The sequence below is a fragment of the Clostridium sp. Marseille-Q7071 genome (assembly GCF_965112025.1).
The window spans coordinates 3,428,871-3,443,138 of the sequence record NZ_CBCOPR010000001.1; the positions used below are offsets into that span (position 1 = coordinate 3,428,871).

Below are 14,268 nucleotides of genomic sequence, written 5' to 3' on the forward strand. Positions count from 1 at the left end.
AAATTTCATATAAGCTTCGTATTACTGAGTCAACTTCAGTCACTGCGGTACTCATTTACCTTAGTAAAATCTGTTCCTCGCTCCTTCGTTTCCTTGTACTACTTGCTTCTATTAATTTTTAGAGAAATTAATTATTCTCTGAAAATTGCACAGTGAAATTAATTAGGTCAAGCCCTCGACTTATTAGTATGAGTCAGCTGAACATGTTGCCATGCTTACACCTCTCACCTATCAACCTGGTGTTCTTCCAGGAGTCTTACTAACTTATGTTATGGGAAATCTCATCTTAGGGGGGGCTTCACGCTTAGATGCTTTCAGCGTTTATCCCTTCCAGACATAGCTACCCAGCTGTGCCACTGGCGTGACAACTGGTGCACCAGAGGTCTGTCCATCCCGGTCCTCTCGTACTAAGGACAGCTCCCTTCAAATTTCCTACGCCCGCGACGGATAGGGACCGAACTGTCTCACGACGTTCTGAACCCAGCTCGCGTGCCGCTTTAATGGGCGAACAGCCCAACCCTTGGGACCTACTTCAGCCCCAGGATGCGACGAGCCGACATCGAGGTGCCAAACCTCCCCGTCGATGTGGACTCTTGGGGGAGATCAGCCTGTTATCCCCGAGGTAGCTTTTATCCGTTGAGCGATGGCCCTCCCACGAGGAACCACCGGATCACTAAGCCCGACTTTCGTCCCTGCTCCACTTGTCTGTGTCGCAGTCAGGCTCCCTTCTGCCTTTGCACTCTTCGAACGATTTCCGACCGTTCTGAGGGAACCTTTGGGCGCCTCCGTTACTTTTTTGGAGGCGACCGCCCCAGTCAAACTGCCCACCTAACAATGTCCCGTGACCTGATTCAAGGCCTCCGGTTAGAATTCCAGTACTATCAGGGTGGTATCCCAAGGATGACTCCACAAAGGCTGACGCCCTTGCTTCCAAGTCTCCCACCTATCCTGTACAGATAGTACCGAAACTCAATGCTAAATTGCAGTAAAGCTCTACGGGGTCTTTCCGTCCAATCGCGGGTAGCAAGCATCTTCACTTGCACTACAATTTCGCCGGATTTGCTGTTGAGACAGTGCCCAAATCATTACGCCATTCGTGCGGGTCGGAACTTACCCGACAAGGAATTTCGCTACCTTAGGACCGTTATAGTTACGGCCGCCGTTTACTGGGGCTTAAGTTCATGCCTTCGTTTGCACTAAGCAATCCCCTTAACCTTCCAGCACCGGGCAGGCGTCAGCCCCTATACATCAGCTTTCGCTTTAGCAGAGACCTGTGTTTTTGCTAAACAGTTGCTTGGGCCTATTCTCTGCGGCCTACTTGCGTAGGCACCCCTTCTCCCGAAGTTACGGGGTCAATTTGCCGAGTTCCTTAACAGCAATTCTTCCGATGGTCTTAGGATTCTCTCCTCACCTACCTGTGTCGGTTTGCGGTACGGGCACTAACTTCCTCCATAGAGGCTTTTCTTGGCAGCGTGGAATCAGATACTTCACCCTTAAAGGGTTTCCCCATCACGCCTCAGCTAATGTAGGTGGATTTGCCTATCCTACATACCTAAACGCTTAGACTAGCATCCAATAGCTAGCACATCTTATCCTCCTGCGTCACCCCATTTGTAATAACGTCTGCTAGTGGTACAGGAATATCAACCTGTTGTCCATCACCTACGCCTTTCGGCCTCGGCTTAGGTCCCGACTAACCCTGAGCGGACGAGCCTTCCTCAGGAAACCTTAGGTTTTCGACCGACAGGATTCTCACCTGTCTCTCGCTACTTATGCCAACATTCTCACTTCTGCATCGTCCACCGCTCCTTTCGGTACGACTTCAGCCAATGCAGAAAGCTCCTCTACCGCGTACACATAGTGTACACCCATAGCTTCGGTGGTAAGTTTTAGCCCCGGACATCTTCGGCGCAGGATCTCTTGACTAGTGAGCTATTACGCACTCTTTGAATGAGTGGCTGCTTCTAAGCCAACATCCTAGTTGTCTTAGAAATCCCACATCCTTTACCACTTAACTTACACTTTGGGACCTTAGCTGATGGTCTGGGCTGTTTCCCTTTTGACTACGGATCTTATCATTCGCAGTCTGACTGCCGAAATACAAGTATATGGCATTCGGAGTTTGATAAGGTTCGGTAAGCGATATGCCCCCTAGCCTATTCAGTGCTCTACCTCCATTACTTAATTAATCGACGCTAGCCCTAAAGCTATTTCGAGGAGAACCAGCTATCTCCGAGTTCGATTGGAATTTCTCCGCTATCCACAGCTCATCCCATGGTTTTTCAACACCAACGTGGTTCGGTCCTCCACGAGATTTTACTCTCGCTTCAACCTGGCCATGGATAGGTCACCCGGTTTCGGGTCTACGACATGCAACTTTGCGCCCTATTCAGACTCGGTTTCCCTTCGGCTCCGTACCTTAAGTACTTAACCTCGCTACATATCGTAACTCGTTGGCTCGTTCTACAAAAAGCACATCGTCACACATATAAAGTGCTTCGATCGGTTGTAGGCACAGGGTTTCAGGTTCTATTTCACTCCCCTCCCGGGGTTCTTTTCACCTTTCCCTCACGGTACTTCTCCACTATCGGTCACTAGGTAGTATTTAGCCTTGGGAGGTGGTCCTCCCTGCTTCCCACAAGGTTTCACGTGTCTCGTGGTACTCTGGATCAGAACTTAAGGTCTTCTCGTTTCACTTACAGGTCTATTACCTTCTACGGAGTAGCTTTCCAGCTATCTTCAGTTACAATAGCCACCTCTTTTATGTTCTGTCCTCAACCCCCAAGCCAAAGGCTTAGGTTTGGGCTCTTTCCCTTTCGCTCGCCGCTACTTAGGAAATCGATTTTTCTTTCTCTTCCTCCGGGTACTTAGATGTTTCAGTTCCCCGGGTTTACCTCTATATACCTATGTATTCAGCATATAGTACATGGCGTAGCCATGTGGGTTCCCCCATTCGGAAATCTTTGGATCACAGACTATTTGCGTCTACCCAAAGCTTATCGCAGCTTATCGCGTCCTTCTTCGGCTCCTAGTGCCAAGGCATTCACCCTGCGCCCTTTGTAGCTTGACCTAAAAACTTGATATAAACTTCGTACTACGTCGTCAGCTTCGCTCGCTGTGGTGCTCATTTACATAAGTAAACTCCGCTCCTCGTCATTCGCTTCCTAGTATTGCTCGTTTCTATCAACTTTTTCAAAAGCAATATAAACTTCGTATTACTGCGTCAACTTCAATCACTGTGGTGCTCACTTACCTAAGTAAGCTCTGCCCCTCGTTCATTCGTTTCCTTGTACTACTCGTTTCTATTGTTTTTTATAAAGTAATAAAAAATTTTATTAACTTTACAAAAGTGTCCTATACAAATTCGCATAAATAGAGTTCAAAAACTTTAGTTTTTAAACTTATTTTCGTTTGTCTTGACGAAATTGTTTATTTATCTTTTAATTTAAAAGGATATTTAAACAAATATTTTCACTGTGCAATTTTCAAAGAACAATTTTAAATTAATGGTGGGTCTAAATGGACTCGAACCATCGACCTCACGCTTATCAGGCGTGCGCTCTAACCAGCTGAGCTATAGACCCACAATGTGGTGGAGATAAAGAGATTCGAACTCTTGACCCCCTGCGTGCAAGGCAGGTGCTCTCCCAACTGAGCTATACCCCCATATTAAAGACTTTTGGTCTTTCAAAATTAAACAGAGATAGTACCAGTGTTCGTAGAAGAGTTACCAACTACGTCGACTCCCTAGAAAGGAGGTGATCCAGCCGCAGGTTCTCCTACGGCTACCTTGTTACGACTTCACCCCAATCACTAATCCCACCTTCGGCCGCTGGCTCCTTACGGTTACCTCACGGACTTCGGGTGTTACCAGCTCTCATGGTGTGACGGGCGGTGTGTACAAGGCCCGGGAACGTATTCACCGCGACATGCTGATTCGCGATTACTAGCAACTCCGGCTTCATGTAGGCGAGTTTCAGCCTACAATCCGAACTGGGATTGGTTTTTTAAGTTTAGCTCCACCTCGCGGTCTTGCATCTTGTTGTACCAACCATTGTAGCACGTGTGTAGCCCTAGACATAAGGGGCATGATGATTTGACGTCATCCCCACCTTCCTCCCGGTTAACCCGGGCAGTCTCACTAGAGTGCTCAACTTAATGGTAGCAACTAATGATAAGGGTTGCGCTCGTTGCGGGACTTAACCCAACATCTCACGACACGAGCTGACGACAACCATGCACCACCTGTCTCCCTGCCCCGAAGGGCTTCCCTCATTACAGGTAATTCAGGGGATGTCAAGTCTAGGTAAGGTTCTTCGCGTTGCTTCGAATTAAACCACATGCTCCGCTGCTTGTGCGGGCCCCCGTCAATTCCTTTGAGTTTTAATCTTGCGATCGTACTCCCCAGGCGGAATACTTATTGTGTTAACTGCGGCACAGAAGGGGTCGATACCTCCTACACCTAGTATTCATCGTTTACGGCGTGGACTACCAGGGTATCTAATCCTGTTTGCTCCCCACGCTTTCATGCCTCAGCGTCAGTTACAGTCCAGAAAGCCGCCTTCGCCACTGGTGTTCTTCCTAATCTCTACGCATTTCACCGCTACACTAGGAATTCCGCTTTCCTCTCCTGCACTCTAGACACCCAGTTTCAAATGCAGCACCCAAGTTGAGCTCGGGTATTTCACATCTGACTTAAATGTCCGCCTACGCATCCTTTACGCCCAGTAAATCCGGACAACGCTTGCCACCTACGTATTACCGCGGCTGCTGGCACGTAGTTAGCCGTGGCTTCCTCATATGGTACCGTCATTATCTTCCCATATGACAGAACTTTACAACCCTAAGGCCTTCTTCATTCACGCGGCGTTGCTGCGTCAGGGTTTCCCCCATTGCGCAATATTCCCCACTGCTGCCTCCCGTAGGAGTCTGGACCGTGTCTCAGTTCCAATGTGGCCGATCACCCTCTCAGGTCGGCTACGCATCGTCGCCTTGGTGAGCCTTTACCTCACCAACTAGCTAATGCGCCGCGGGTCCATCTCATAGCGGATTGCTCCTTTGGTATAAAAGTCATGCGACCTTCATACGTTATGCGGTATTAATCTCCCTTTCGGGAGGCTATTCCCCTCTATGAGGCAGGTTACCCACGTGTTACTCACCCGTCCGCCGCTAATCCACTCCCGAAGGAGCTTCATCGCTCGACTTGCATGTGTTAGGCACGCCGCCAGCGTTCGTCCTGAGCCAGGATCAAACTCTCAATTTAAAAGTTTGTATCTTGATTGCTCAAGTAAAGTTTGCTGACTATTAATAGTCATTTTAAGTTTCTTTCGAAACTCAATGAATTAACTGGTTTTACCTATTTCTCTGTTTAATTTTCAAAGACCAAATTATTTAGTAATTTTTACCGTCATCACCTGACGACTCTTACTATTTTATCAACATTTTACTTTCTTGTCAACAGTAAATTTATTTATCAGTTAAATTTACTGTATTTAAAAAGTTTTAATTTATCACTAAGACTGTCTCATGTGCTCCCTAGCGACAAAAACTATTCTACCAAATAAATATACATCTTTGTTAATATATTGCTATATTTAGCAACAAATAAATTGTTTTTTTTCATTTTTTCTTTATATTTCTTTATATTTCTTACATTGATACACCAGATTAGGTTGTTGATATTTTAATATACTATTTTGCTTTTTTATTATATGTTTATAAAAATACTTTTGATTTATTCCTATATAATTTAATTTTCAATAATTGCTTAAGATGGGTTATAATTTTTTATTATATTAATTCTAATCCTTATCAACCATATTAAACATCATTTTACCTATTCTTGATATAGTAGTTAAACCATAAACATTACTAGGTAAATTGCTAGACATAACTGTAAAAACAAAATTTCCTTTTGATAAGTTTAATAATGCAGTGTCATTCTCTACACATTTTAAAGTTTCTATTTTATTTGCTGTAGTCGATTGTAATTCATGTGGTAAATAAAATGGTATCCCTGTATTTACTTGATTTTTCTTTAATGTTTCTAATATAAGATTACTATGTTCTTCATTTAAATAACTTTTATTCGACAAAATTTAAAAACATAATGAACTTGTATTTACATTATTAAAAACAGATTTAAAATATGGAGTGTAATGGAGGTCACGATTGACTTTCCTTAAAAATTGTCATATTATCAACATTATGCTAAAACATACCTAATTTTATTAAGCAATCTTAAACATCCAAAAGACCACCAATAATAACTTGCCAGTCTTCTAACTCATTACTCTATATATTTTAAGGAAACTGAGGAGTTCCCGCTCCTTGTGTTACAAATGGTTTAACTTCAACTCCCTTATAATCAATAAAATAATTTATATCGCATATTGTTTTACCTAAATAAGACTCCTGTGCAGCATTAGCTTCCATTACTTCTTCTGGGCAAAAATCATATATAGGAGATTTTACTAAATTACAAAAACCACTATCTTCACTTGTATCTATTCTCCAAATTTTATTTTTACGTAATGACCATATATAATTTCTCTTTTTATATACTCCATTTTTAGTATCAAATAGCTGTAATTTAGGATCTTCTTTAATTGCAATATCTGCTTTTTGTTTTTCTAAGTTACTAGGATATTCTTTACTATGAAAAATTATTAATATATCTCCATTACTGTAACTTTCGTCTATTACCATATGTCCATGAAATAAATCAATAAGATTCAATCTAGTATCTGGAAAATTTCTATTAATAGCTTTAAATAATCCCTCTAAGTAATTGCTTATATCATCATTAAACCTTCTAGGTTTTTCGCCATTCCCAGAACTCCAGCTTTTTATAAATTCAGCCACTTCAATAGGATTTGTATTTTTAATAATACTACTTTGATCTTTTAATACTTGAAATAATTTAGCTTCATCATAACCCTTTGGAAGTTCAGGGGCTAATATAGTATTAACCTTTGAGGAATAAATCTTAGGTCCACCTTGTCCATCACAACTTCTAAGTAAACCCATAATAGCCTTTGACTTATCTTCATAAGTTATATTATCATTTTCAATAATATCTAGAAACCTCGTCCATTCTTGTGAATATTCTTTACTAATTTTCTTTACTTCTTCATTTCCTAATTTATTATCAATTAATTCTACTGCATATACTATTCTGCTACTACATATTAAAAACATAATTAATATTGCTATATTTTTAATTGTATTTTTATCCATTGTTAATCCTCCCTTTATTTTATAGTTTTAAAGTTAATTAACATATACCATTAAAATTCATATTTCAACAAACAACTCTTCAAAATCACCCATTAGACACTTTCCCATTATAGCATTTATTTCATAAATACATTTTTTACATATATTTTCAGTAAATAGCATTATGTTATCATATAGATATGCTTCAAACTTAGCTTGTCCTCTACGTTGAAAATCCTTTTGAGCATCCTTCATATATGACTCAATATTAACTATATTAATCTCATCAACTCTAATGCTGCTTATAACTTCTATATTATTTGCCAAATTATATTTATAAATAGATCCCTCTCTGATACTTTACCATTGGCAAATTTAAAATCCTTTACTAACTAAGTACAAAAAGGACTTCATGCAATATGCGCTATAAGTCCTTCTGTAATATATTTTTTAGTCATAACCACCCATAAAACTGTGGCTTGGTCTGAGGCTATAAGACCCTTTTCTCTAGCTAGCGTCTAAAGGCGCTGGCTTTTTACTTAATTCAAAGCCACTTTGCTATTGCCACTTTTGCAATCCATTAATAGATAATTTTAATACTTGCTATTCTTAAAAGTGCCTTCATATTCTTTAACACTTAACTTATCTTTCATTTGATCTTACTTTTCTTAGTTTTGTATATATTTTTTTATAGTTGCTTCATTTAATCCTACCTTGTCGGATAAGTCAGAACCCTTTCGAGTTTCTCTTCACAGGGCTCACGGGTTCTTAACCCCCAAGTCTTTCATTATTGTCAGCCTAGACTTAAAAGCAGCTGTTTCCTTATATGCTAACATCTTTGTATATCTTCTTCTTTGTTTTTTATTAGAAAATATTCTTTATTTTTGTATGGATTCTTATCAAGTTTAAGCTTTATCACTAAAGCTTTTCAGAACTCACCTGCATATCAGGTAGTTTTCAATATACAATAAAAATAGTATAAGAAAATCTTCTTATACTATTTTTATTGTATTAATTCCAATCCTTATCAACCATATCAAACATCATTTTACCTATTCTTGATATAGTAGTTAAACCATAAACATTGCTAGGTAAATTGCTAGACATAACTGTAAAAACAAAATTTCCTTTTGGTAAGTTTAATAATGCAGTGTCATTCTCTACACATTTTAATGTTCCTATTTTATTTGCTGTAGCCGATTGTAATTCATGTGGTAAATAAAATGGTATTCCTGTATTTACTTGATTTTTCTTTAATGTTTCTAATATAAGATTACTATGTTCTTCATTTAAATAGCTGTTATTTGATAAAAGTCTTAAACATTTTGAAAGATCATGACTAGTAGTAACGTTTTCTTTATTATCATCTATTTTATTTTCTGATGGATACTTTCTAACTTCTGTAGAATAAAGTTTCATATCTTTTATTAACTCATTTATTCGATCCATTCCTACTAAATTTACTATCTTGCAAGCTGCTGTATTATCACTTTGTATTAACATTGCTATCAACAACTCTTTAATTGTATACTCTTTTTCTGAAAATTCATGAATTATACTATATTTCCCACTAACCATATCATTTTTAGTTATTGAAACTTTATCATCAATGTTAAAATTATTATTTTCAATTTCTTTCATTAAAGCCACTGCAATTGGTACTTTTATGCATCCTGCTGCTGTCATTTGCACATTTTCATTTAATCCATAAGTATAACCGCTTTTTAAATCTTCAAAATAGAAACTATAAATTCCGTCCCTATTATCTAAATAACGTTTAATTTCTTTCATATATTCCCTCCAAGCACCACATCATTAAGACACCATATAAACTTACATTAATTATAATATTCTATATATTCTAATGTCAACTAATTGAGTTTATTTTCTAAATTTATTGTATATTTAAAATATAATGCAAATTTTACAAATAAAATCATATCTATTTTTAAAGAAAAGTAGTTTTTAATTGACAATATCTAAATTTTCTCCCTTAAATTTTAGAAAAGTAACTAATCAAATAAATCTATAAAAAAATATTTCAAAATTATATCTATATTAAATGATAGATATAATTTAATATAAATACTTAAAATAATCTCCTTAATGTCTCGTAATATCTCCTTGAAAATAATAAAAGCACTTAAAACTAAGTGCTTTTATTACTATATTGAAATTATATTCATAAATACTAGTGCAAATAAAAATAACGCAATCATAATTCTATATACAGCAAATACTTTCATTGGCTTTTTCTTTAGATAATTTATAAATCTATCGACTACTACTAAAGATACTAAAAATGCAACTATAAACCCTACAGTTAATGTAAGTATTTCTCCTAATGCAAGATTACCCCCGTACTTAATTAATTTTACTCCCGAAGCTCCTACCATAGCTGGAATAGCTAGAAAAAAAGAAAATTCAGTAGCCACTACTGTAGAAAGTCCACTTACCCAACCACCAATAATAGTTGATGAAGATCGTGACATTCCAGGCCATAATGCTAAACATTGAAATATTCCTACTTTTAAAGCTTGCTTAGTAGTAATATCATCTATATCTACAGTTTTTAAAGACTTTTTAAAATTTTTTTCTGCTATTAGCATTAATATTCCTCCTATTAATAAGCCTATAGCAACAGTCAATGAATTAAATAAATACTTATCAATTAAATCTTCAAATGCAAATCCAAGTATACCTACTGGTATACATGCTACAAATATATTAATCCAAAACTTTACTCCCCAAGGCTTACCTGTAAAGAATCCTTTTATGGAGGAAATTATTTTTTCCCAATATAGTACTAAAATAGCAAGTATCGCCCCTAACTGTATAACAACTTCAAAAAGATTGGCAAAACTTCCCTTGAAATTTATTAGATCTCCAACGATAATCATATGTCCTGTAGAGGATACTGGAATAAATTCTGTTATTCCCTCTACAATAGCAATCACAATTGCTTTTAATAGTAATATTAAATTCATAAATCATCACTCTTTCAATTTTACTTTATTCGAGGGTATATTGTACTATGATAACTTTTTTATTTCAACTATTTAGGTATATGAAAGAAAGTAATGAACCAAAGATATTAATCTATTATTTTTTTGAAGATGCCGCATTCTTTCTAATTGTTATTTCCCTAATTGGAGTCTTTCCATCCTCAGATATCCTTATAGAATTTTCTCCATTCATTATAGCTAAATCGTAATAAGTATTTACTTCTACAAAATTTCCTCCATCAATACTTATATAATATTTTTCTATCATAACACTATTTTTAAATATACCTGCAGTAAGACCTATAAACTCTTCTGTATCTTCTTTTGTATCTCTTTTAGATAATATAATTGTTGGAAGTTTATCATTCTTTTCATCATGGTATACTACCTCTGGGTTTATGTGAAATACATCTTTTTTATTCACAAATATAGTAGGCCCAATGTATCCTTCTTTATTTTCTAACTGAACGTCCTCTTTGTTTTTGACATAAGTAACATAAGAATTACTTTTAATTTCATCAAATTTATTATTATCAATTTCTATAGTATAGCTATTAAAATATTTACTCATATTTTTTTTATATTTTTTGATAGCTTTTTCGTTTTCTAATCCCACAATATTAACATTTTCAATACCTTTTCCAATTATTTCAACAGCACTTAATGGTATATCTTTATCGGTCATATAGCAACCATTACCACCATCTATCATTACCCATTTACCATGAACCTTGCTCCATACTTCAATTACTTTATAATTTTGTCTAGGTTTAACCTTTGTATTATTACTTGCGAAGAGCTTGCCTTTTCTTACATTTATATTAATTGTAGATAATCCCTCTTCCAAAAGTGTTGCATAATTATCATCAGACAATGTTTTATTAGTTTCAATTTTCTTCATTATTTCTTCTGTGTTTTTCCCCACTTCAATAGCATCTATATTAAATTCTGCTTTACTATTTATCCACTTAATCATTTCAAAAGCCTTATCTATTTCACTTACTCCCTTAGCAACTAATTTATCATATCTATATTTATTTTTTAATTTCTGCTGATAATCATTTTTTCCATCTAAATAATAAAATTTAATATTATCTCCTTCATAAAAGTTATCATACTTTACAATCTCAACCTTATATTTATGATTATATTTATTTAATTCTAAATTATTCTTAAAAATTATAGCTGCTGAAAATCCTCCCATTACTAATAATCCAATTATAATTTTTTTTATTCCATTACGTCTTTTCATTTCCCATACCCCTAATCATTGTTTTTTAACATATACCATTATAATCTACTTCTACAATATATTGAAGTGAATATATCTAAAAATTTATTTTTTTTGGTTAATTTTTCTACTCTATAAGTAATTCTTTAAAAAATATTGATTTATGCACCTTGTTACAAGTAAAAAGGAAAGTGCATATACACTTTCCTTTTATATTATATTATATTATATTATAACGCTACTGGGCCTGCATTTTTAATATCATCACTTACTTCCTTAAACTTTTGGAAGTTATCGTTGAATTTTTTTGCAAGTTCTTTTGCTTTAATATCATATTCTTCTTTATTAGTCCAGGTATTTTTCGGATTTAATATTTCACTTGGTACATTTGGTACTTCTTTTGGTACCAATACTTTAAATATTTCATGCTCTTCAAAATCTACATTTTTCAATTGTCCATTTAATGCTGCTTTTACCATTGCTCTAGTATGAGTTAAGTTCATTCTCTTACCTACTCCATACTCTCCGCCAGACCATCCTGTATTTACAAGGTAAACTTCTGTATTATATTTTGTTATTTTTTCTCCTAACAGTTTAGCATATACTGATGGATTCATAAGCATAAACGGTTCTCCAAAACAAGCTGAGAAAGTTGCCTTCGGGGAAGTTATTCCTCTTTCAGTACCTGCTAATTTACTTGTATATCCAGACATAAAATGATACATAGCTGCTTCTTTAGATAATTTTGATATTGGTGGTATTACACCAAAAGCATCTGCTGTTAAGAATATTACTGTATTTGGATGTTTTCCAAATCCACTTAAATCTGCATTATCTATATGTTCTACTGGATAAGCACCTCTTGTATTTTCTGTTAAGCTGTCATCATCAAAGTTTGGTCTTTTGTTTTCATCTAGCACTACATTTTCAAGTAATGAACCAAATTTTAACGCATTATATATCTGTGCCTCTTTTTCCTTATCAAGTTTTATTGTCTTAGCATAGCAACCACCTTCAAAGTTAAATACACCCTTATCACACCATCCATGTTCATCATCACCGATTAACCTTCTGTCTGGATCAGCAGATAGTGTTGTTTTACCTGTCCCTGACAATCCAAAGAATACCGCTGTATCGCCATTTTCTCCAATGTTAGCTGAACAGTGCATTGGGAAAACCCCTTTTAATGGTAATAAAAAATTCATAATTGAGAAAATTGATTTTTTAATTTCTCCTGAATATTGAGTTCCTCCAATTAAAACTATTTTCTTATCAAAGTTGATAAGAACAAAAGCTTCTGAATTAACTCCATCTTCTTCACCTTTAGCTTTAAATCCTGGTGCAACAATTACACTAAATTGAGGATTATGATTTTTTAATTGTTCTTCTGTAGGTCTTCTAAACAACTGTGTTGCCATTAATGCTTCTGATGCATACTCATTTACAACACGAATTTCCATTTTATACTCTTCTAAAGCACCTACATAACCATCTACTACAAATAAATCCTTATTTGATAAATAATTAGTTACCTTTTCATAAAGTTTATTAAATACATCCTCTTCAATTGAACGGTTAGTTTCTCCCCAGTTAATATAGTCTTTTGTGCTATCTTGCTTTACAATAAACCTATCTTTTGGAGATCTGCCTGTATACTTTCCAGTATTAACCACTAACGCTCCACTTTCTGCTAAAGTTCCTTCTTCTCTTTTCACCGCAAATTCAACTAAATTTGCAACGCTTAAGTTTCTGTAAACATTCTCTGATGTTTTAATTTGTAAATTTTCTACAATGTTAGAATTCATTCCTATTACCCCCGAAAACATTCTTAGTAAATTACATCAGTATTATTAATTAATGTTAAACTTATAAATTAGACTGATAAAGCTTTTATAAGCTTTTATAAGTTTATATAAACACAATTAATTGAAAAATGCAAGAAAAATATTAATATTCTAATATATATTTATTCATATTGCAGTATAGTATTCATTATAGTGTTTATTTACCTTCTAACAACAATTAGTATATCATATTTTTAGAAAAAGTATAGCACATTTTACAAATTCTTTATAAATATGACCAATTTTTTTTACTTTTTTAGCATTTTATATATATGGTAAAAATAAACTATCTAAAGAGAAAAAATATTGTAAAAAACTTACTTATTTCTTCATAAAAATTATATTTATTCTTCTGTTATAAAATAAATAATAATGATAATATCTATATTAGATAAATAGTTTATTTATAATGTTTTGAGGTGATTATAATGTTCTGTACGAATTGTGGTGCTTTTATGGATAATGATCATTCTATCTGTTTACAATGTGGTATTAGACAATTTACAGCTAATAAATTTTGTTATAACTGTGGTAAAAAGATTACTTCTCTTCAAAGTACTTGTGTAAATTGTGGTGCAGAGATTAATAATTTGAAGCAAAAAATATATTTTAACGGATTAATTCCACCCAAAATTAATTTAATGAGTGGATTTATTTATATAGTAGCTTCTTTATTAATCCCTGGGCTAGGTCAAATTCTCCTTGGTCAAGTAAAAAAGGGTTTTCTAATTTTAATTATATCCGCAATTGTTGCTACCATAACTTTTGGAGTATACTCTGGTGCGATGAATATCATATCTGCTATTGATACTTATTTTATATATAAAAAACAACAGCAAGGTTTAGCTGTTAGAGAATGGGAATTCTTTTAAAATTATTAATATTATTTACTTTATAATTCATCAATTAAAATTTTTCTTGTAATTTTATTATAAATATAAGAAAACACCTTTGTTCAAACAAAGGTGTT

Annotated in this window: 8 protein-coding genes, 2 tRNA genes and 2 rRNA genes; 1 reads left to right on the forward strand and 11 read right to left on the reverse strand. The window is 34.8% G+C overall.

Features of this window, described 5'->3' with window-relative positions:
- Positions 1-163 precede the first annotated feature (163 nt).
- The 11 genes from ACWPW7_RS16270 to pckA all read right to left on the reverse strand — a co-directional run bounded on the left by ACWPW7_RS16270 (position 164) and on the right by pckA (position 13,259).
- Positions 164-3,070 (reverse strand): 23S ribosomal RNA (locus ACWPW7_RS16270).
- 437 nt (positions 3,071-3,507) lie between these two features.
- Positions 3,508-3,584, reverse strand: a tRNA-Ile gene (locus ACWPW7_RS16275).
- Positions 3,585-3,590: 6 nt separating this feature from the next.
- A tRNA-Ala gene (locus ACWPW7_RS16280) sits at positions 3,591-3,666 on the reverse strand.
- Positions 3,667-3,751: 85 nt separating this feature from the next.
- Positions 3,752-5,263: ribosomal RNA gene (locus tag ACWPW7_RS16285) — 16S ribosomal RNA — on the reverse strand.
- Together the 16S and 23S rRNA genes with 2 tRNA genes alongside form the textbook arrangement of a ribosomal RNA operon.
- Before the next feature lie 538 nt (positions 5,264-5,801).
- Positions 5,802-6,095 (reverse strand): serine hydrolase, encoded by a 294-nt coding sequence (locus ACWPW7_RS16290; RefSeq protein WP_454054364.1) that lies wholly within the window; start codon positions 6,093-6,095, stop codon positions 5,802-5,804.
- Between the two features lie 208 nt (positions 6,096-6,303).
- Positions 6,304-7,239 (reverse strand): hypothetical protein, encoded by a 936-nt coding sequence (locus tag ACWPW7_RS16295; RefSeq protein WP_454054365.1) that lies wholly within the window; start codon positions 7,237-7,239, stop codon positions 6,304-6,306.
- Between the two features lie 57 nt (positions 7,240-7,296).
- Positions 7,297-7,545: a hypothetical protein gene (locus ACWPW7_RS16300; RefSeq protein ID WP_454054366.1), complete on the reverse strand. Its 249-nt coding sequence runs from the start codon at positions 7,543-7,545 to the stop codon at positions 7,297-7,299.
- Positions 7,546-8,229: 684 nt separating this feature from the next.
- Positions 8,230-9,009, reverse strand: a complete 780-nt coding sequence (locus tag ACWPW7_RS16305) for a serine hydrolase (protein WP_454054367.1) — start codon at positions 9,007-9,009, stop codon at positions 8,230-8,232.
- A gap of 374 nt (positions 9,010-9,383) precedes the next feature.
- Positions 9,384-10,205, reverse strand: coding sequence for an undecaprenyl-diphosphate phosphatase (locus ACWPW7_RS16310; protein ID WP_454054368.1), 822 nt, complete (start codon positions 10,203-10,205; stop codon positions 9,384-9,386).
- Positions 10,206-10,320: 115 nt separating this feature from the next.
- The gene (locus tag ACWPW7_RS16315) at positions 10,321-11,475 is read right to left on the reverse strand and encodes a transglutaminase domain-containing protein (RefSeq protein WP_454054369.1); all 1,155 of its coding nucleotides are present in this window, start codon (positions 11,473-11,475) and stop codon (positions 10,321-10,323) included.
- A gap of 209 nt (positions 11,476-11,684) precedes the next feature.
- Positions 11,685-13,259 carry a phosphoenolpyruvate carboxykinase (ATP) gene (pckA, locus tag ACWPW7_RS16320; RefSeq protein ID WP_454054370.1) on the reverse strand — a complete coding sequence of 525 codons (1,575 nt, stop codon included), beginning with the start codon at positions 13,257-13,259 and terminating at the stop codon, positions 11,685-11,687.
- A gap of 467 nt (positions 13,260-13,726) precedes the next feature.
- On the opposite strand from pckA, the gene ACWPW7_RS16325 reads away from it, so the two are divergent.
- Positions 13,727-14,170, forward strand: coding sequence for a hypothetical protein (locus ACWPW7_RS16325; RefSeq protein WP_454054371.1), 444 nt, complete (start codon positions 13,727-13,729; stop codon positions 14,168-14,170).
- Positions 14,171-14,268: the final 98 nt, after the last annotated feature.